Origin of the sequence: Pseudacidovorax sp. (assembly GCF_017991995.1) — a bacterium.
In the GTDB taxonomy this organism is placed as follows: Bacteria; Pseudomonadota; Gammaproteobacteria; order Burkholderiales; family Burkholderiaceae_C; genus Xenophilus.
Genome location: NZ_JAGOPN010000001.1, coordinates 400257 through 419468 on the forward strand (window position 1 = coordinate 400257; position 19212 = coordinate 419468).

Annotated in this window: 18 protein-coding genes; 14 read left to right on the forward strand and 4 right to left on the reverse strand. The window is 68.0% G+C overall.

All coding sequences use genetic code 11. From position 1 onward, the window contains the following. Positions 1 to 35: 35 nt before the first annotated feature. A complete protein-coding gene (locus tag KBC94_RS01865) occupies positions 36 to 1373 on the reverse strand; it encodes an MFS transporter (RefSeq protein ID WP_294365693.1) in 1338 nt (445 codons plus the stop codon). Between the two features lie 179 nt (positions 1374 to 1552). Between KBC94_RS01865 and cyoA the strand changes: the two genes are divergently transcribed. Genes cyoA through KBC94_RS01900 form a run of 7 tightly spaced genes read left to right on the forward strand, consistent with a single transcriptional unit; the run spans position 1553 to position 8309 of the window. Then, the gene (cyoA, locus tag KBC94_RS01870) at positions 1553 to 2551 is read left to right on the forward strand and encodes a ubiquinol oxidase subunit II (protein ID WP_294365696.1); all 999 of its coding nucleotides are present in this window, start codon (positions 1553 to 1555) and stop codon (positions 2549 to 2551) included. 55 nt (positions 2552 to 2606) lie between these two features. Then, on the forward strand, positions 2607 to 4610 hold the full coding sequence (gene cyoB / locus KBC94_RS01875) for a cytochrome o ubiquinol oxidase subunit I (protein ID WP_294365699.1): 2004 nt from the start codon (positions 2607 to 2609) through the stop codon (positions 4608 to 4610). After that, positions 4603 to 5235 carry a cytochrome o ubiquinol oxidase subunit III gene (cyoC, locus tag KBC94_RS01880; protein ID WP_017757637.1) on the forward strand — a complete coding sequence of 211 codons (633 nt, stop codon included), beginning with the start codon at positions 4603 to 4605 and terminating at the stop codon, positions 5233 to 5235. Before cyoB ends, cyoC begins: the two co-directional genes overlap by 8 nt. Further along, positions 5235 to 5654, forward strand: coding sequence for a cytochrome o ubiquinol oxidase subunit IV (gene cyoD, locus KBC94_RS01885; RefSeq protein WP_017757638.1), 420 nt, complete (start codon positions 5235 to 5237; stop codon positions 5652 to 5654). The genes cyoC and cyoD overlap by 1 nt, the downstream gene beginning before the upstream one ends. Next, positions 5651 to 6400, forward strand: coding sequence for an SURF1 family protein (locus KBC94_RS01890; protein ID WP_294365708.1), 750 nt, complete (start codon positions 5651 to 5653; stop codon positions 6398 to 6400). The genes cyoD and KBC94_RS01890 overlap by 4 nt, the downstream gene beginning before the upstream one ends. After that, complete coding sequence (locus tag KBC94_RS01895) at positions 6397 to 7749, forward strand: ATP-binding protein (protein ID WP_234191909.1); 1353 nt, start codon at positions 6397 to 6399, stop codon at positions 7747 to 7749. The genes KBC94_RS01890 and KBC94_RS01895 overlap by 4 nt, the downstream gene beginning before the upstream one ends. After that, a complete protein-coding gene (locus KBC94_RS01900) occupies positions 7746 to 8309 on the forward strand; it encodes a response regulator transcription factor (protein WP_294365711.1) in 564 nt (187 codons plus the stop codon). Before KBC94_RS01895 ends, KBC94_RS01900 begins: the two co-directional genes overlap by 4 nt. Before the next feature lie 18 nt (positions 8310 to 8327). On the opposite strand, the gene KBC94_RS01905 is transcribed toward KBC94_RS01900, so the two are convergent. The 3 genes from KBC94_RS01905 to KBC94_RS01915 form a co-directional block, all read right to left on the reverse strand. Then, positions 8328 to 9755, reverse strand: a complete 1428-nt coding sequence (locus KBC94_RS01905; protein ID WP_294365713.1) for a serine/threonine-protein kinase — start codon at positions 9753 to 9755, stop codon at positions 8328 to 8330. A 74-nt stretch (positions 9756 to 9829) separates the two neighbouring features. Beyond that, positions 9830 to 10702: a DUF3365 domain-containing protein gene (locus KBC94_RS01910; RefSeq protein ID WP_294365716.1), complete on the reverse strand. Its 873-nt coding sequence runs from the start codon at positions 10700 to 10702 to the stop codon at positions 9830 to 9832. After that, entirely contained in the window at positions 10699 to 11673 is a 975-nt protein-coding gene (locus KBC94_RS01915; RefSeq protein ID WP_294365719.1) for a hypothetical protein, read from the reverse strand. The genes KBC94_RS01910 and KBC94_RS01915 overlap by 4 nt, the downstream gene beginning before the upstream one ends. 301 nt (positions 11674 to 11974) lie before the next feature. On the opposite strand from KBC94_RS01915, the gene KBC94_RS01920 reads away from it, so the two are divergent. From KBC94_RS01920 to KBC94_RS01950, 7 genes are all read left to right on the forward strand, one after another. Further along, entirely contained in the window at positions 11975 to 13753 is a 1779-nt protein-coding gene (locus KBC94_RS01920; protein ID WP_294365721.1) for a nitrite/sulfite reductase, read from the forward strand. A gap of 20 nt (positions 13754 to 13773) precedes the next feature. Continuing rightward, complete coding sequence (locus KBC94_RS01925) at positions 13774 to 14169, forward strand: DUF934 domain-containing protein (RefSeq protein ID WP_294365722.1); 396 nt, start codon at positions 13774 to 13776, stop codon at positions 14167 to 14169. A 279-nt stretch (positions 14170 to 14448) separates the two neighbouring features. Further along, on the forward strand, positions 14449 to 15102 hold the full coding sequence (locus KBC94_RS01930; RefSeq protein WP_294365724.1) for a phosphoadenosine phosphosulfate reductase family protein: 654 nt from the start codon (positions 14449 to 14451) through the stop codon (positions 15100 to 15102). A 43-nt stretch (positions 15103 to 15145) separates the two neighbouring features. After that, complete coding sequence (gene cysD, locus KBC94_RS01935) at positions 15146 to 16108, forward strand: sulfate adenylyltransferase subunit CysD (RefSeq protein WP_294365727.1); 963 nt, start codon at positions 15146 to 15148, stop codon at positions 16106 to 16108. 127 nt (positions 16109 to 16235) lie between these two features. Continuing rightward, complete coding sequence (locus KBC94_RS01940; RefSeq protein ID WP_294365729.1) at positions 16236 to 17567, forward strand: GTP-binding protein; 1332 nt, start codon at positions 16236 to 16238, stop codon at positions 17565 to 17567. A gap of 147 nt (positions 17568 to 17714) precedes the next feature. Then, positions 17715 to 18044: a ferredoxin FdxA gene (fdxA, locus tag KBC94_RS01945; protein WP_043118085.1), complete on the forward strand. Its 330-nt coding sequence runs from the start codon at positions 17715 to 17717 to the stop codon at positions 18042 to 18044. A gap of 18 nt (positions 18045 to 18062) precedes the next feature. After that, positions 18063 to 19112, forward strand: coding sequence for an NAD(P)/FAD-dependent oxidoreductase (locus KBC94_RS01950; RefSeq protein WP_294365738.1), 1050 nt, complete (start codon positions 18063 to 18065; stop codon positions 19110 to 19112). Positions 19113 to 19212 lie beyond the last annotated feature (100 nt).

A 19212-nucleotide genomic window follows, 5' to 3' on the forward strand; every position in this document is an offset into this window, starting at 1 on the left:
TCCAAGCCGGGCGCCGAAGCGCCAGCCATGATCCCTCAGTCGCGGGACGACTCCAGCGTCTTGTTGATGTACAGCGCCACCAACGTGCAGATCGCGCCGGAGGCCAAATAGACGCCCAGGAACGCCAGCCCAAAATGGGCCGACAGTCCGAGCGCGACCAGCGGCGCAAATGCGGCCCCCACCAGCCAGGCGAAATCGGAGGTCAGCGCGGCGCCGGTGTAGCGGTAGCGCGCGCTGAAGTTCGAGGTCACCGTCCCGGAGGCCTGGCCATACGACAGGCCCAGGAGCACGAAGCCGATCAGGATGAAGACGTTCTGTCCTTCGCTCGACTTGAGCAGCACCGGTGCCACGAGGCTGAACAAGCCGATCAAGGCAGCCAGGGTGCCCAGGGTGTTGCGACGACCAAAGCGGTCGGCAATCCAGCCAGAAGCCAGCACGGCCGCAGCACACAGCAGGCCGCCGATCACCTGCACGCCCAGGAAGTCGGCAATGGACTGGTCCGAATAGAGCTGAATCCACGACAGCGGAAACACCGTCACCAGGTGGAACAGCGCATAGCTGGCCAGCGCGGCGAAGGCGCCGATGAAGATGTTGTAACCCTGGGTGCGAAGCAGTTCGCCGGCGGGCGTGGGTTCGAGTTCCCGCTGTTCGAGCGCCCTCTCATACTCATGCGTGACCACCAGGCGCAGCCGGGCGAACAGCGCCACCACGTTGATGGCAAAGGCCACATAGAAGGGATAGCGCCAGCCCCAGTTCATGAAATCTTCCTGGGACAGGCTGCCGTACAGGTACATGAACAGCGCGCTGGCAACCACGAAGCCGAGCGGCGCGCCCAGCTGTCCCAGCATGGCGTACCAGCCGCGGCGGTGCGGCGGCGCGTTCATCGACAGCAGCGACGGCAGGCCGTCCCAGGAGCCGCCGGTGCCCAGCCCCTGCCCGATCCGGAACAAGGCCAGCAGCAGGATCGCCCAGCCGCCGACGACGTCATAGCCCGGCAGGAAGGCAATGCCCGCCGTGGACGTACCGAGCAGGAAGAGCGCGATGGTCAGCTTGGTGGCGCGGCCGTAGCGCTTCTGGATGCCCATCGAGACGACGGTGCCAATGGGCCGCGCGATGAAGGCCAGCGAGAAAATGGCGAACGCGTAGAGCGTGCCTTCGAGACGCTCGACGAAGGGAAAGAACAGCTGGGGAAACACCAGCGCGCAGGCGATGCCGAAGACGAAGAAGTCGAAGTACTCGGAGGATCGCCCGATCACCACGCCGACGGCGATGTCGCCCGGGGCCACATCGTGATCGTCCGCATTGACCTGGCGAGCGTCGCGCTCGAGATCTCCAGAGTGGATTCCGGGGTGTGCCGGGCTCAGGCTGCTCATCGAAGTCTCCCTTGTATTCGAGGAGCGCCCAGATTACCACGCGAGATTCGCAGAGCCGTCGGACAGTGTCGATAGGACAAATTGTCCAATCGCCTACGCGGGCGTGCACCTCTAAAGTGCGGACTCCTGCCGCCGGTGCGCGAGGTGCCGGCCTGCTCGTTCCTTTCAGATTCCAGCGTATGCCTTCACTCAAGACCTTCCGCGCGCCAGCCCTCCTGGCCGCCACGGCGCTCCTGGCCGGTTGCAACACGGTGGTGCTCAGTCCCTCGGGGGACATCGCCTCGCAGCAGGGCCGCCTCGTGATGATCGCGACCGGGCTGATGCTGCTGATCATCATCCCGGTGATCGTGCTCACCCTGCTGTTCGCCTGGCGCTACCGTGCCGCGAACAAGGAGGCCGACTACCAGCCCGACTGGCACCACTCCACCCGCCTGGAGCTGGTCATCTGGTCGGCTCCACTGTTGATCATCATCGCCCTGGGCGCGTTGACGTGGATCAGCACCCATACGCTGGATCCGTACCGCCCGCTCGACCGCATCGCGGCGGGCAAGCCGATGCCGGCGGACGTCAAGCCGCTGGAGATCCAGGTCGTTTCGCTGGACTGGAAATGGCTCTTCATCTATCCCGAGCAAGGCATCGCCACGGTCAATGAGGTGGCGGCGCCGGTGGACCGGCCCATCCTCTTCAAGCTGACCTCCAGCACGACGATGAATGCCTTCTACGTGCCCGACCTGGCCGGCATGATCTACACCATGCCCGGCATGCAGACCGAGCTCAATGCCGTCATCAATAAGCCGGGTGTCTACCACGGCCTGTCCTCGCATTACAGCGGCGCCGGCTTCTCGGGCATGACCTTCAAGTTCCACGGCGTCTCCAACGAGGACTTCGCCAAGTGGGTGGCCGATGCCAAGTCCGGCAGCCAGAGCCTGACGCGCGCCGTCTACAACGACCTGGCCAAGCCCAGCGAGCGCAATCCCGTGCAGCGCTTCGCTTCCGTCGACCCCGACCTGTACTCGCGCGTGCTCAACCTGTGCACCGTGGACGGTCAGCGCTGCATGCACCAGGTGATGGCCCAGGACGCGTTGCGCGGCCGCACCAAGGCCGGCGAGGCCGCCGTCGCTGCGCTGATGCCGCAGCAGATCTGCACGCCCAACCAACCGGTCGACCTGCTCAACTGAGGACGCCGCCCTCCCCGGCCCGCATCCCGGCACCCATTCGAAGAAACGAAGCCCTATGACTGAACCTTCTACCGCCGCGCCCCACTGGCTGCTGGGGCGGCTGACCTGGGAATCCGTTCCCATGGCGCACGAGCCGATCGTGCTGTGGACCTTCATCGCCGTCGCGCTCGGCGGCCTTGCCGTGCTCGCGCTGCTCACCAAGTTCCGGCTGTGGGGTCCGCTGTGGCGCGACTGGTTCTGCAGCATCGACCACAAGAAGATCGGGATCATGTACATGATCCTGGGCATCGTGATGCTGCTGCGCGGCTTTGCCGACGCGCTGATGATGCGTCTGCAGCAGGCCGTGGCCTTCGGCGACAACATGGGCTATCTGCCGCCACACCATTACGACCAGATCTTCACGGCGCACGGCGTCATCATGATCTTCTTCGTGGCGATGCCGCTGGTCACGGGCCTGATGAACTACCTCGTGCCGCTGCAGATCGGCGCGCGCGACGTGGCCTTCCCCTTCCTGAACAACTTCAGCTTCTGGATGACCACCGGCGGCGCCGTGCTGGTGATGCTGTCGCTGTTCCTGGGCGAGTTCTCCACCGCCGGCTGGCTGGCCCTGTCGACGCTGGGCAACCAGAACCCGGGGGTGGGCCTGGACTACTACATCTGGGCGCTGCAGATCGCGGGGGTGGGCACCACGCTCTCGGGCATCAACCTGCTGGTGACCATCGTCAAGATGCGCGCCCCCGGCATGGGCCTGATGAAGATGCCCGTCTTCACCTGGACCTCGCTGTGCACCAACGCGCTGATCGTGGCCTCCTTCCCGGTGCTGACGGCCGCCCTGGTGCTGATGTCGCTCGACCGTTATGTCGGCACGAACTTCTTCACCAACGTGTCGGGCGGCAACCCGATGCTGTACGTCAACCTGATCTGGATCTGGGGCCACCCCGAGGTCTACATCCTGGTGCTGCCGGCCTTCGGCGTGTTCTCCGAGGTGGTGGCCACCTTCTCGGGCAAGCGCCTGTTCGGCTACACGTCGATGGTCTACGCCACGGTCTGTATCACCATCCTCTCGTACATCGTGTGGCTGCACCACTTCTTCACGATGGGCTCCGGCGCGAGCGTGAATGCCTTCTTCGGCATCACGACGATGATCATCTCGATCCCGACGGGCGCGAAGATCTTCAACTGGCTCTTCACCATGTACCGCGGCCGCATCCGCTTCGAGCCGCCCATGCTGTGGACCGTCGGCTTCATGTGCACCTTCGCCATTGGTGGCATGACCGGCGTCCTGCTGGCCGTGCCCCCGGCCGACTTCGTGCTGCACAACAGCCTGTTCCTGATCGCCCACTTCCACAACGTGATCATCGGCGGCGTGGTGTTCGCCATGTTCGCCGGCATCAACTACTGGTTCCCCAAGGCCTTCGGCTACAAGCTCGACGCCTTCTGGGGCAAGTGCTCGTTCTGGTTCTGGCTGGTAGGCTTCTACGTGGCGTTCATGCCGCTGTACGTGCTCGGCCTGATGGGCGTGACGCGTCGCGTCAACCATTTCGAGGACCCGTCGCTGCAGATCTGGTTCCAGGTCGCGGCTCTGGGCGCCGTGCTGATCGCCTGCGGCATCGCCTGCTTCCTGATCCAGCTGGGAGTGAGCTACCTGCGCCGCGAGCAGCTGCGTGACCACACGGGCGACCCGTGGAACGGCCGCACGCTGGAGTGGGCCACTTCCTCGCCCCCGCCCCAGTACAACTTCGCCTTCACGCCCGTGGTGCACGAGGTCGATGCCTGGTGGGACATGAAGCAGAACGGCTACAAGCGCCCGCTCGGCGGCTTCAAGCCGATCCACATGCCCGCCAACACCGGCGCCGGCGTGGTGATCTCGGTGTTCTCGGTGATCTGCGGCTTCGCACTCATCTGGCACATGTGGCCGCTGGCTGCCGCGTCGTTCGCGGCGACGATCCTGGCGTCGATCATCCACACCTTCAACTACAAGCGCGACTACCACATCCCGGCCGAGGAAGTCTCGGCCGCCGAGAACGCGCGCACCCAACTGCTGGCCCGTCATGTCTGATCTCGCCTACGCCACCGGCACCGCCGGCGACACCACCGACCGCGCCTACCACCTGGCGGACGAGCCGCATCCGGAGAACGGCACCTCGCTGGGCTTCTGGCTCTACCTGATGAGCGACTGCCTGATCTTCGCGGCGCTCTTCGCGACCTATGGCGTGCTCGGCCGCAGCTATGCGGGCGGCCCCAGCGGCGCCGAACTGTTCGACCTGAAGCTGGTGGCCATCAACACGGCCTTCCTGCTGCTGTCGTCGATCACCTTCGGCTTTGCCATGCTGCAGAAGCAGCAGAACAAGGTGGGCGGCACGCTGGGCTGGCTGGCCATCACCGGCATCTTCGGCCTGTGCTTCCTGGGCGTGGAGCTCTACGAGTTCCACCACCTGATCCATGAAGGCGCCACGCCGCAGAGCAGCGCCTTCCTGTCGGCCTTCTTTGCGCTGGTCGGCACCCACGGCCTGCACGTGACCTTCGGCTCGATCTGGATGGTCGTGCTGATGATCCAGATCTCCAAGCACGGCCTGATCCACGAGAACAAGCGCCGCCTGATGTGCCTGTCGATGTTCTGGCACTTTCTGGACGTCGTGTGGATCGGCGTCTTCACCTTCGTCTACCTGATGGGAGTGCTGTGATGAGTACCCATGCAACCCACGCCGCGCACGCCGGCCATGCCCACGACGATCACCATCATGACGACCACCACGGCGACGTGGGGCCGCACAGCACCTTCTCGGGCTACATGATCGGTTTCGTGCTGTCCATCGTGCTCACCGCCATTCCCTTCTGGCTGGTGATGAACGACGTGATCAGCAGCCGCAACACGGCCGTCATCGTGCTGGGCGCCTTCGCGGTCGTCCAGATCCTCGTGCACATGGTCTTCTTCCTGCACATGAACGGCAAGGTCGAAGGCGGCTGGACCCTGCTGTCCACCATCTTCACCGTCGTGTTCGTGGCCATTGCCATCGCGGGCACGCTGTGGGTCATGTTCCACATGAACACGAACATGATGCCGGCGCACGAGATGCAGCAGCACATCCAGCGCGCGCAATGACGCAGCGGCGCCGCGGTCGGGTCCTCGTGCCTGCCGCGGCACTTTTTTTTGTGCTCCTGTTGGCCCTGGGCACCTGGCAGGTCCAGCGCCTGGCGTGGAAGCGCGAGCTGATCGCACGGGTCGATGCCCGAGTGACGGCAACGCCGATCGACGCACCGGCGCGCGCCGCTTGGCCGTCCGTCACGGCCGACAGCGCGGAATACCAGCACGTGACGCTGCAGGGCCGCTTCCTGACGGACAAGGCGGCACTGGTGCAGGCCACCACCGATCTGGGCGCAGGCTTCTGGCTGCTGACGCCCCTCGCGCGGCCGGACGGCAGCTTCGTGTGGGTCAACTGCGGCTTCCTGCCCCCACAGGCGCGTGAGCCCTCGGCCCGCGGCCGGGCCGATCCGACCGGCACCGTCAATGTGGTGGGCCTGCTGCGCATCACCGAGCCCAAGGGCGCCTTCCTGCGGCACAACGATCCCGGTGCCGATCGCTGGTATTCGCGCGACATCGCCGCCCTCACGGCGGCGCGCGGTTTGCCGGCCGGCGACACCGCCCCCTATTTCGTGGACGCCGCACGTGACCCGGCCCAGGCCGAGGGCACCTGGCCCGTGGGCGGCCTGACCGTCATCCGCTTTCCCAACAACCACCTGATGTACGCCATCACCTGGTACGGCATGGCCCTGCTGCTGGTGGTGGGCATGGCCTATGCCTGGCGCCGAGGCGCCCTGGAGCCGGACGACGACAATCCCGCGCGATGAGCGCCAGCCCTCCCGACTCCCCTGCCCTGCTTGCCGCGCGCGCCCAGGTGCGGGCCCAGGCCGCGCGCGGCCTCGACTCGGCCACCGGCCGCAAGAACCTGCACCAGCTGATCCAGTTGCGCTGGATCGCCGCCTTTGGCCAGATCGTGACCATCGAGGTCGCGCACTACGGCCTGCGGCTGCCCATTCCGCTGGAGCCCATGCTGGCCGTGCTGGCGGGCCTGCTGGCCTTCAACGTGCTGAGCCTGCTGCGCTGGCGCACCGGGCGCCGCGTCACCAACGGCGAGCTGTTCCTGGGCCTGATGGTGGACGTGGGCACGCTCACGGCGCAGCTGCACCTGAGCGGCGGCATCAGCAACCCTTTCGTCTACCTCTACCTGTTGCAGGTCACCCTGGGCGCCGTGCTGCTGCGGGCCTGGGCCGTGTGGACCATGGTGGCCGTGGCCATCGGCTGCGTCGCCGGCCTGGCGATCTTCAGCCGGCCGCTGCCGGTGGCGCTGGAGGCGCACCGTGGCCTGGCCAGTCCCTACCTGGCGGGCTTGCTGATCTGCTTCGCCCTCAACGCCGTACTGCTGGTGGTGTTCATCACCCGCATCGGCCAGAACCTGCGCGAGCGCGACGCCCGCCTGGCCGCCCTGCGCCAGCGAGCGGCCGAAGAGGAACACATCGTTCGCATGGGCCTGCTGGCCTCGGGCGCGGCGCATGAATTGGGTACCCCCCTGGCCACGCTGGCCGTGATCCTGGGCGACTGGCAGCACCTGCCGCACTTCAATTCCGACCCCGAACTGCTGCAGGACGTGACGGAGATGCAGACGCAGGTGCTGCGCTGCAAGTCCATCGTGAGCGGCATCCTTCTGTCGGCGGGCGAGACGCGGGGCGAGTCCTCGGCCATGACCACCGTCTGCCGCTTCCTCGACGACCTGGTGGCCGACTGGCGCTCCACACGCTCGGGCACGGTGCTGCTCTACAGCAACCGCTTTGGGCACGATCTGCCCATGGTCTCGGACTCCGCCATCGCGCAGATGATCTGCAACGTGCTGGACAATGCCCGCGAGGCCTCGCCCCAGCGTATCCATCTCCATGTGGGCCGCGATGACGACACGCTGGTGCTCGAAGTCTTCGACGAAGGCCCGGGCTTTCGCGCCGACATGCTCACGCGCCTGGGCACGCCCTACCAGTCGACCAAGGGGCGTCCAGGCAGTGGCCTTGGCCTCTTCCTCGTCGTGAATGTCGCGCGCACCCTGGGCGGTCAGGTGGAGGCTGCCAACCGTGCCGAGGGCGGTGCGCTGGTGCGCATCACGCTGCCGCTGGCCGCCGTCACGCTTGCCACCAGAGATCCGACCGAATGACCGACCTGCTGCTGTCCGATGCTGATGCCGACGCCCGGCAACTGCTGATCGTGGAAGACGACGATGCCTTTGCACGCACGCTCGCCCGGTCCTTCGAGCGACGTGGCTACGAGGTGCTGCGCGCCGGCGGCCTCGAGGAGGTGAATGCGCTGCTGGAGGCCGAGTCGCCCACGCACGCGGTGGTCGACCTCAAGCTGCAGGGCGAGGCCTCGGGCTTGGCCTGTGTGCAGGCCCTGCATGCGCATGATCCGGAAATGCTGATCGTCGTGCTCACCGGCTTTGCCAGCATCGCCACCGCGGTGGAAGCGATCAAGCTGGGCGCCTGCCACTACCTGGCCAAACCGTCCAACACCGACGACATTGAGGAGGCCTTCGGCCGCGCTGAAGGCAGCACCGATGTCGAACTCACCCAGCGCGCCAGCTCGATCAAGACGCTGGAATGGGAGCGCATCCACGAAACGCTGGCCGAGACCGGCTTCAACATCTCCGAGACCGCGCGCCGCCTGGGCATGCACCGCCGCACCCTGGCGCGCAAGCTGGGCAAGCAGCAGGTCAAGTAGGCGCGTCGTCGAAGCGCCTCAGAGTCCGTCCGGTGCCCGGCCCAGCTCGGCCTGCAGCTGCGCCCGCCGCGCAGGATCTTCGACCGACCGGCACAGCACGTCGAAGAAGACCTGGCGCGAGCTTGCCGAGGCGGCAGCCTTGCGGACCACCACCTTGGCGATGGGGCCGAGCTGCCGGGCCAGCGCGCGGCTCGCGTAGTCGCTCAGTCCGGCCGAGATGCCGGCGGTGGTACCCGCGGTGGACGCGCCCGCCGATGACACCGCACCCGTGGCGGATGCGGACGACCCGGCGCGCGTCCCTGCCGAGGTGCCCCCCGCCATGCCTGTGCTCAGCAAGGCCTCGAAGCGCTGACGCTCCCGCGGATCGCGGAGGTGCTGGCTGACGCTGTCCTGCAGTTGCCGGAGGTCGGTGCTGGTGCGGGCCGCCTCGCGCACCAGCACGCGGGCGACGGGGCCCATGAAGCGGGTCAGCGCTGCCTCCACGGCCGCGAGGCTGCTCGCGTCCCACTGCGAAGGCATGGCCGAGCCAGTGGGACCCCGCGAGGTACCCGGGCTGGCCGGCCGCACGCGCAACGGCATGGCCGCGATGACGGTTGCGTCGTCGGCCGTAGTGCCCCCCGCGACGGCGCTGCGCTCGGCCAGCGCGTCACGGAACTCGGCCGCGCTGGCGAAGCGCGCCTGCGGCGTCTTGGCCAGCGCGCGGGCGATCACCGCGTCCAGCGAGGACGCGATGCTCAGGCCTTCCAGGGTCGACAGCGGCGCCGGGTCCTGGTGCAGCACCTTGTACATGACCGCCTCGGGCGTCTCGGCGGCGAAGGGCGAGCGGCCGCTGAGCATGCGGTACAGCAGCACGCCGGCAGCGAACAGGTCCACCCGGTGATCGATGGTCTCGCCGATGTACTGCTCGGGCGCCATGTAGCCGGGCGTGCCGATGGTCGAGGCCGCCTGGGTGAGCGCGGCGCTGGCGATGCGGGCGACGCCGAAGTCCATCACCTTCAGTAGCCCGTCGGTGGTCACGATCAGGTTGGCGGGCTTGATGTCGCGGTGCCAGACGCCGGCGCGGTGCGCGCTGCCGAGTGCATCGAGCAGCTGCTGCATGAAGCGGATCGCCATGCCCTCGGGCAGCGTCGGCGTGGCGCCGAGGATCTGCGCCAGGTCGCGGCCCTCGACGAACTCCATCGCGATGAAGGCGGTGGTGTCGTCCTCGCCGTATTCGTAGATGGGCACGATGCCCGGGTGCGACAGCCGGCCCGCCGCGCGCGCTTCATTGCGGAAGCGCGCGGCCATGTCCTCGGCGACGCTGGAGTCGAGCAGTGCCTTGCGCACCGTCTTGATGGCGACCTGCCGGTCGATGAACGGGTCGTGGGCCTTGTAGACGACGCCCATGGCGCCCTCCCCCAGGACGCCCACGATGTCGTACTTGCCGAGGCGGCGTGGATGCTGCATGGCTCAGCCTCGATGCAGACGCAGCGGTCCGCGGCAAGCGGACGCGCACAACGGCGAAAGCCAACCCACCGCCACTAGACGTCCAGCATCTTCATGGCCTGCACCAGGCTCGCCCGCATGCGGGCGAAGGATTCGGCCAGCGTGCCGATCTCGTCGCGGCTGCGCACGGCGAACTCGGGCGCTTCCAGCTCGCCCATGCTCACGCGGTCGGCCAGGGCCGACAGACGGGTCACGGGCTGGATGACCAGCTTCCACAGCATCAGGTTGAGCGCGCCGCCGATCAGCAGGAACACCGCCGCCAGCGATCCCATCACGACCGCAAAGGCCTGCGATGCGCGCTCGAAGGGCACCGACATCGGCACCGAGACCACCTGCGCGCCCAGCGTCTCGCCCAGCGTCCAGCCGAAGCCGTTGGCTGGGCCGTACTTCTCGATCATCGTGGCCGGCGCCGCCGCCGGCGTGCTGTGGCAGCTCAGGCAGGCCGGGTTGCTGATGCGGATCGGGCGCGCGACGAACAGCGCCCGGCCCGAGGCGGTATCGCGCTGGCCGATGAACTCGGTCAGCGCCTTGTCCTTGGCGAAGCGGGCGATGACGTCCTCTTCCCAGTCCTGCGCCCTGTCGCGCGGATTGGTGGGGTTGAGCATGGCCGGCTTGTAGGCGTACTCGGGGTGCATCTCGCGCAGCGCATTGACCATCTCGGTGGCCGAATAGGCGGGCACCGATTGCGGCAGGAAGGTGTACTTCATCTGGTTCTGCAGCAGCGGCTGAACCTGCGTGGCCGTGTAGGTGCTGACGGCCGCCGCGCTCTCCATGATGAGGCGCGCCTGTTCCACCACCTCGTCGTGCGCGCCGCGCTGGAGCAGGTCGCGCGCCAGGTAGGCCGACGCTCCCAGCCCGACCGCGAACACGAGCAGGAAGACCAGGTTGAACTTGAGCAGCAGTTTCATGGGGATGGCATCGTTGGCGACCGGCCGGAGGGGCCCGGTGAGTAGGCGGAACGGGCAGGCGCGGCCGGCGGCGGGGATGGCCCCGGCGGCGGACGAGGCTTGACATATTTCTCTGGAAACACGATCCGGTCCCACTCGGGATGGCGCCTGATGTTGGCGGCCAGCGCGGCGCGGAATTCCGGCTTCTTCGCAAGGCCACGCCAGCGCTCGGCCAGGCGTGCTCGCAGCGCCGGCTCGGCCTGCAGCCAGCTGGCCACGTCCTCGTAGCGCAGGTCGCCCACGCGCTCGGCGTCGACCGGGCGGTCCTTGAACCGCGCAGCGCGCAACGGCAGCGGGTCGAGGAAGCTGGGCGGTACCGCGCGGACGAAGGCGGCGTCCGGCCGCGGGCGCTCGGTCCAGTCCGCACTGTCGAACAACCGTCCGGACCCCAGCTCGATGGGCTCCTGATCGCGCTTGCCCCGGGCCTCGATCCTGGCCTTGCCCGACTCGGCAAAGACCTGGGTGCGGGAGTCCGCGGCCTGAACGACCTGACTGCCGCCCTCCCCCGTCAGGATCGCATCGGGCGTCATCAGGCTGACCACGCCGCGGGCGGAGGGCGCCTTGCTCAGTTTGGCCCAGCCTTTCCGGAGATAGAGCCGCGCCGCCGGTCCGCGGTTGCCGGGGCCGAGCCGTGCTTCAACCATCGCCTGGCTGGCCGGCCCCAGGTCGACCACCGGGCCGTCCGCGTATTCGAGCCGCAGCAGGCGGGCATTGGCGGCCGTTTCCACCAGATCGCCGGGTTGCAGCGCCACGCCGGGCGTCAGCACGAAACGACCGCTCTCCCGCAGCAGATGGGCCTCGCCCTCGACCAGCGTCGCGATGGCCACCGGCCCCGCCGCCAGCGCAGGGATCGCAGAAAAAACCAGAAGAACGGCCGCGGCAAACGCCCGCATCAGCTTCGGCACGGTGATCGACGTTCGGCGCAGCCCCATGAGGGGCGGGATGATGCCGCCCGCTGCGTGGACCGACCATATGCAGGATGGCCTAAGCCGGCCCGGCCACGCGGCCCGCGTGGCTGCGCAGGCCCTCCTAGAATCGGCGGCTGTTTCGCCCGAGGCGCCTTATCCGGCCATGGCGGTTTTCCACGCTGCAGGCCGCACCAGAGCGGCTGCATAAGCTTATGCGCATAAGGCGCGAACCAGAAAATCGTTTGCATTCATAAGGACGGCCCCTAAAGTGCCGCCTTCGCGCGCGGTGTCTCCGTGCCGCGTGGCCGACTGCCTCCCACACACGATGTACCAATACACAGACTTCGACCGCCAGTTCGTGCGCCAGCGCGCCGCACAGTACCGCGACCAGCTCGAGCGCTGGCAGGCGGGCAGCCTCAGCGAGGACGAGTTCCGTCCGCTGCGCCTGCAGAACGGCTGGTACGTGCAGCGTTATGCGCCCATGCTGCGCGTCGCCGTGCCCTATGGCGAACTCTCCAGCCGCCAGGTGCGCGTCCTGGCCCGCATCGCCCGCGAATACGACGAGCCCGAGGCCGAGGTCTATCGGCATGCCCTGGAAACGCAGGGCGCCCTGGGCACCACGTCGCTGCCCACGCACTACGCCCACTTCACCACGCGCCAGAACGTCCAGTACAACTGGATTCCGCTGGCGAAGAGCGCCGAGGTGATGGAGCTGCTGGCCACCGTGGACATGCACGGCATCCAGACCAGCGGCAACTGCATCCGCAACATCACGACCGACGAGCGCGCCGGCGTGGCCGTAGACGAGGTGGCCGACCCGCGGCCCTACGCCGAGATCATGCGGCAGTGGAGCACGCTGCACCCCGAGTTCGCCTTCCTGCCGCGCAAGTTCAAGATCGCCATCACCGGCGCTGCCGAAGACCGCGCCGCCACCGGCTGGCATGACGTGGGCCTCAAGCTGGTGAAGAACGAGGCCGGCGAAATCGGCTTCCAGGTGCGCGTGGGCGGCGGCATGGGCCGCACGCCCATCGTGGGCACGGTGCTGCGCGAGTTCCTGCCCTGGAACCAGATCATGAATTACCTCGAAGCGGTGATCCGGGTCTACAACCGCTACGGCCGCCGCGACAACCTGTACAAGGCGCGCATCAAGATCCTGGTCAAGTCCGAGGGCCAGGCCTACATCGACGACGTGGAGGCCGAGTACCGCGACGTGATCGAGCGCGACGGGGCGCCGCACACGATCAGCCAGGCCGAGTTCGACCGTGTGGCCGCCTCCTTCGTCCCGCCCGCGCTGGCCAGCCGCACGGGCCTGCCGGCAGAGCAGGCCGACGCCGCCCTGCGCCAGGCCGCGGACCGCGAGCCGATGTTCGCGCGCTGGCTGCAGCGCAACGTGGCCGCGCACCAGAACCCGCAGCTGCGCGCCGTCACCCTCTCCTTCAAGCGCCGCGGCCAGGCGCCCGGTGATGCCTCGGCCGACCAGCTCGACACCGTGGCCGAACTGGCCGACCGCTTCTCGGCCGGCGAGCTGCGCGTGACGCACGACCAGAACGTGCTGCTGCCCTGGGTGCATGCCGAAGACCTGTTCGAACTCTGGCAGGCCGCTCGCGCCGCTGGCTTCGCCAGTGCCAACGTGCATCTGCTGACCGACATGATCGCCTGCCCCGGCGGCGACTTCTGCGCGCTGGCCAATGCGCGGTCCATCCCCATCGCTGAGGCCATCACCGAGCGCTACCAGGACCTGGATGAGCTCGACGACCTGGGCGAGATCGATCTGCACATCAGCGGCTGCATCAACAGCTGCGGCCACCACCACAGCGGCCACATCGGCATCCTCGGCGTCGACAAGGACGGCAAGGAGTGGTACCAGGTGACGCTGGCCGGCTCGGACGGCTCGGACCTGAGCGGCCCGGCCCAGGCCGGCAAGGTGGTCGGCCCCTCCTTCTCGGCGGCCGAAGTGCCGGGCGTGATCGAGGCCGTGCTCGGCACCTACCGCGACACCCGCAACGCGGGCGAAACCTTCATCGACACGCTGCGCCGCGTCGGCCACGAGCCCTTCAAGGCGGCGGCCAACGGCGCTCGCTTCAAGGTCGAGGAAGTCGCCTGAGTCCGAGGGAGAAGAGACGCATGAACAAGACCCTGAACATCCTCTCGGCCGGCCAGCACGACGCCGACGCCGCCACCGGCCGTGTGCTGCAGTTGCCCAACGACGCCGATCCCCGGGAAGCCGATCTGGGCGGTGTGACGCGCATCGATCTGCACTTTCCCAAGTTCACCGACGGCCGGGCCTACAGCCAGGCCTTCCTGCTGCGCCGTCGCCTGGGTTTCACCGGCGACATCCGCGCCACCGGCGACGTGCTGATCGACCAGCTGGTGCAGATGCAGCGCACGGGCTTCACCAGCGCCGTGCTCAAGGAAGGCAAGGACGTGGCCGAGGCCCAGCGCCAGTTCGAGCGCTTCGCCGACTTCTACCAGGGCGATGCGGTGCAGCCGGCGCCGCATTTCGTGCGCGCCGACGCCTGATCCCCTCAGCCTCACCGCGCCGAACAGCCAACCACCGCCTGCAGGCGCTGGTCGGCTTTTTCTTGGCTGCGTCGGTCGATGCAGGCGTCCAGCGAGCCGGCAGCGCCTTATCCAGGTCTCGCCGCCCATCGCGCGAGAACCCGCATCCACAGCGGTGAATATGCTTATCCGCATAAAGCGCGAACAAAAAGATCGTTTGGTTTCATAAGGGCTCTCCCTAAAGTTCGGTCCCAGGGCATTGCTGTCGTCGTCGCAGTGCCGATCGAAAGAGCCCGAGTCATGAACGCCATTCCTTCCCAAGTCCAGAACTCCACCGCCTTCGACCTGGCCGAGGTCAATGCCCGCCTGGGCCGCAATGCGCAGGGCCTGGTGGACTGGGCCATCGGCCTGCACCGCCCGGCCATCGTCACCACCAACTTCCGACCCTTCGAGGCCGTGATCCTGCACATGGTGACGCGCGCCCAGCCCGACGTGCCGGTTGTGTGGATGGACAACGGCTACAACACCGAGGCCACCTACCGCTTCGCCGACGAGGTGACCCGGCAGCTCAAGCTGAACCTGAAGATCTACCTGCCGCTGCGCTCGCGCGCGCATCGCGAGGCCGTCGAAGGCCCCACGCCGGCGCTGGACGACCCGCGCCACGCGGCCTTCACCGAAGAGGTCAAGCTGGAGCCCTTCGCCCGCGCCCTGCGCGAGACGGCACCCCAGGTCTGGTTCACCGCGCTGCGCGCCACCGACACGGCCGTGCGCGCGCAGATGGAGCCCGTCAGCGTGAATCCCGACGGCCTGATCAAGGTGGCGCCGCTGCTGCACTGGTCGTCCAAGGACCTGCACGACTACTGCGTGCAGCACGGCCTGCCCAACAACTTCGACTACGTGGACCCGACGAAGGGCGAGGACAACCGCGAGTGCGGTCTTCACATCGCGCACTGATCCACCCCGTCCACCTCCCGAATCCCTCTTGCCCCACAGACCCATGAACGCCCGCACCGACGCCGACCTGCTGCTGCCCGATGCCCTGGCTGCCTCCGCCACGGCCCGCCTGTCCAACGCCCACCTCGACGCGCTGGAGGAAGAAGCCATCTTCATCCTGCGCGAGGTGGCCGCGGCCTTCGAGCGGCCGGCGCTGCTGTTCTCGGGCGGCAAGGATTCGCTGGTGCTGCTCAAGTGCGCCGAGAAGGCCTTCGGCGCCGGCCGCCTGCCCTATCCGCTACTGATGATCGACACCGGGCACAACTTCCCCGAAGTCACGGACTTCCGCGACGAGCGCGCCAAGGAGCTGGGCGCCGAGCTGATCGTGCGCAGCGTCGAGGATTCGATGGCCCGCGGCACGGTGCGCCTGGCCCATCCCGGCGAGTCGCGCAACGTGCACCAGTCGGTCACGCTGCTGGAGGCCATCGAGGAGTTCCGCTTCGACGCGCTGATCGGCGGCGCCCGCCGCGATGAAGAGAAGGCCCGTGCGAAGGAACGCATCTTTTCGCACCGCGACGCCTTCGGCCAATGGCAGCCCAAGGACCAGCGCCCCGAACTGTGGACGCTGTTCAACACGCGCCTGGCGCCGGGCGAGCATTTCCGCGTCTTCCCCATCAGCAACTGGACCGAGCTGGACGTGTGGCAGTACATCGAGCGCGAGCAGATCGCGCTGCCCTCGCTCTACTACACGCACAAGCGCCAGATCGTCGAGCGCCGCGGCCTGCTGGTGCCCGTCACCGAGCTGACGCCGGCACGCGACGGCGAGACGGTCGAGCTGCGCGACGTGCGCTTCCGCACCGTCGGCGACATCACCTGCACCTGCCCGGTGGCCAGTCTGGCCGCCGGTCCGGCTGATGTGGTGATCGAGACGCTGTCTGCCGAGGTCAGCGAGCGCGGCGCCACCCGCATGGACGACAAGACCTCCGACGCTTCCATGGAGAAGCGCAAGAAGGACGGGTACTTCTAACCCACCCCCGTTGCTTGCTCACTTCGTGTAACCGCCTCCCCCCTCAAGGGGGCACACCCTGCGGCCTGGCAAAGCCAGTTCCGCGGGTGTTCCCGATCTGAACCGCGCCGCCCGCTTGAACCTCTTAATGACTGTCATGACTTCCACAGACGCTCTTCACACCGACAGCGCCGACACCGGCACCGCCCTGCGCTTCATCACCTGCGGCTCGGTGGACGACGGCAAGAGCACCCTCATCGGACGCCTGCTGGTGGACAGCCGCGCCGTGCTGGCCGACCAGCTGGCCGGCGTGCAGCGCGGCGGCGAGACCGACCTGGCGCTCCTGACCGATGGCCTCTCGGCCGAGCGCGAGCAGGGCATCACCATCGACGTCGCCTACCGCTATTTCTCGACCGCCAAGCGCAAGTTCATCATCGGCGACGCGCCGGGGCATGAGCAGTACACCCGCAACATGGTGACGGCGGCCTCCAGCGCCGATGCCGCGGTGGTGCTGGTCGACGCTACCAAGCTGCCCTGGGCGGCCGAGGTGGGCGACGGCGAGGTGGTGGTGCGCGAGCTCCTGCCGCAGACCCGCCGCCACATGCTGCTGGCCCACCTGCTGCGCGTGCAGTCCATCGTCGTCGCCATCAACAAGCTGGACGCGATCGACGATGCGGCGCTGGCCTTCGAGCGCATCTCGGGCGCGCTGAACGACTTCGCGGCCGCCGCCGGCGTGCGCGTGGAAGCCATCGTGCCGATCTCCGCCCTCAAGGGCTGGAACGTGACCGAGCCGCACCGTGAAGGCGCCGCCGGCTGGGCCGGCTACGAAGGCCCGAGCCTGCTCGAACTGCTGGAGGCGCTGCCCGTGACGGCCGCCGAGACGCAGCAGCCCTTCACCTTCCCGGTGCAGTGGGTGGAGAAGTTCTCGTCGTCGGCCGACACCAGCCAGGGCCGCCGCATCTTCTGGGGCCGCGTCGGCGGCGGCCAGGTGGTGCCCGGCCAGCGCGTGACCGTGCTGCCCAGCGGCCAGACCGCCACCGTGGCCCGCGTGCTCGACCATGTGCGCCGGGAGCACGGCGTGGCCGCCGGCCACAGCGCCGGCATCGTGCTGGACCGCGAGGTCGACGTCTCCCGCGGCGACTGGCTGCTGGAACCCGGCGCCTTCGAGCCGACGCGCGAGATCACTGCCACGGTTGCCTGGCTGGACGACGAGCCGCTGGTGCCCGGCCGCGTCTACTGGGCGCTGCAGGGCCACCGCTGGGTCAAGGCCAAGGTGCAGAAGATCGTGGACCGGCTCAACATCGCCACGCTGGGCGCCGAGGCCGCCACGCAACTGGACGCCAATGCCATCGGCCAGGTCGTGTTGGCCCTGCAGCAGCCACTGGCCGTGCAGCCCTTTACCGCCTCGCGCACGCTGGGATCGCTGGTCCTGGTCGACACGGCCTCGCACCGCACTTGCGCAGCCGTTCTGGTGCGCTGAGCGGCCATGCCCGGCCCTCGCACCGGGCACGCCGAGCACCTTCAAATCCTTTCTGGCGCCGTTGCCAGTGCTGCCCATGTCCGCGAAGGCATGGGCCGCCCTTTACAATCTCGGGTTTTTCCCGACTCCTTCACCAGCCATCCAGCCATGACCCACGTCGTTTCCGAGAACTGCATCCGCTGTAAGTACACCGATTGCGTCGACGTGTGTCCCGTGGACTGCTTCCGCGAGGGGCCGAACATGCTGGTGATCGACCCGGACGAGTGCATCGACTGCGCGGTGTGCATTCCCGAATGCCCGGCCAATGCCATCTACGCCGAGGAAGACCTGCCGGCTGACCAGCTCGCCTTCATCAAGCTCAATGCCGAGCTGGCCCGGGCCGACGGCTGGAAGAGCATCACCAAGCGCAAGGCCGCGCTGCCCGATGCCGACGAGTGGAAAGACAAGCCCAACAAGCTGGCCGAACTGGTCAAGTAAGCCGATCCGATTGAGCGCGTGACCGGCCAGGCCCCTTCCCCGCACCTGGACACCGGCGCCCTCATCATCGGCGCCGGCCCGGCGGGCCTGTTCCAGGCCTTCCAGCTGGGCCTGCTCGAAATTCCCTGCCGCATCGTCGACGCCCTGCCCCATGCGGGCGGCCAGTGTGTCGAGCTCTACGGCCACAAACCCATCTACGACATTCCCGGCACGCCCGTCACTACGGGGGCTGGGCTTGCCGAGTCATTGCTGGTGCAGATCGCGCCGTTCGACGTGCCGATGTACCTCGGCGAGCAGGTGGCGACGCTACAGCGCGAGCAACCGGGCAATGCGGATTCCCATTGGCTGGCCACCACCTCGGCCGGCACCGTCTTCCGCGCGCAGGCCGTCGTGATCGCGGCGGGCGTCGGTGCCTTCGTGCCCAAGAGGCTGGGCGTCGAAGGCGCCGAAGCCCATGAGGGCCACCGCCTCTTCTACCACCCGTCGGACCTGTCACGCTTCGCCGGCCAGTCGGTGGTCGTGCATGGCGGTGAGGAAGCGGCCGTGGAGGCGGCGCTGGGCCTCGTTGGCGTGGCACGCGAGGTGACACTGCTGCACCGCCGCGACGTCTTCCGCGCCGATGAGGCGCTGCTCGCCGCCTTGCGCGAGCGCATCGACGCGGCCGACATCCACATCGCCATCGGTCAGCCCAGCGCCTTCGACGGCAGCGTGCTGACCATCGACACGCCGGAAGGCACATCCCGCGCCCTGACGCTCGATGCGCTGGTCGTCTGCCAGGGCATCTCGCCCCGCCTCGGCCCCATCGCCGACTGGGGGCTGGAACTGGAACGCAAGCAGATTCCCGTCGACACCCAGCGCTTCCAGACCCGCGAAGCCGGCCTCTACGCCGTCGGCGACATCAACACCTACCCCGGCAAGCGCAAGCTGATCGTGAGCGCCTTCCACGAGGCCACCCTGGCCGCCTGGGCGGTGGCCGAACGGGTGTTCGACGGCAAGGTGCCGCCGCTGCAATACACCACCACCAGCACCCGCCTTCGCGAACTGTTGCGCGCCGCGCCGCAGCCTTGACGGGTGGCAAGCCGCGCCGCCCTCCCACTCTTACAATCCGCCCTTCGCTAGGGGTGCCGGGCTTCGCTGGAAGCCGGGCTGAGAAGACACCCTTTGAACC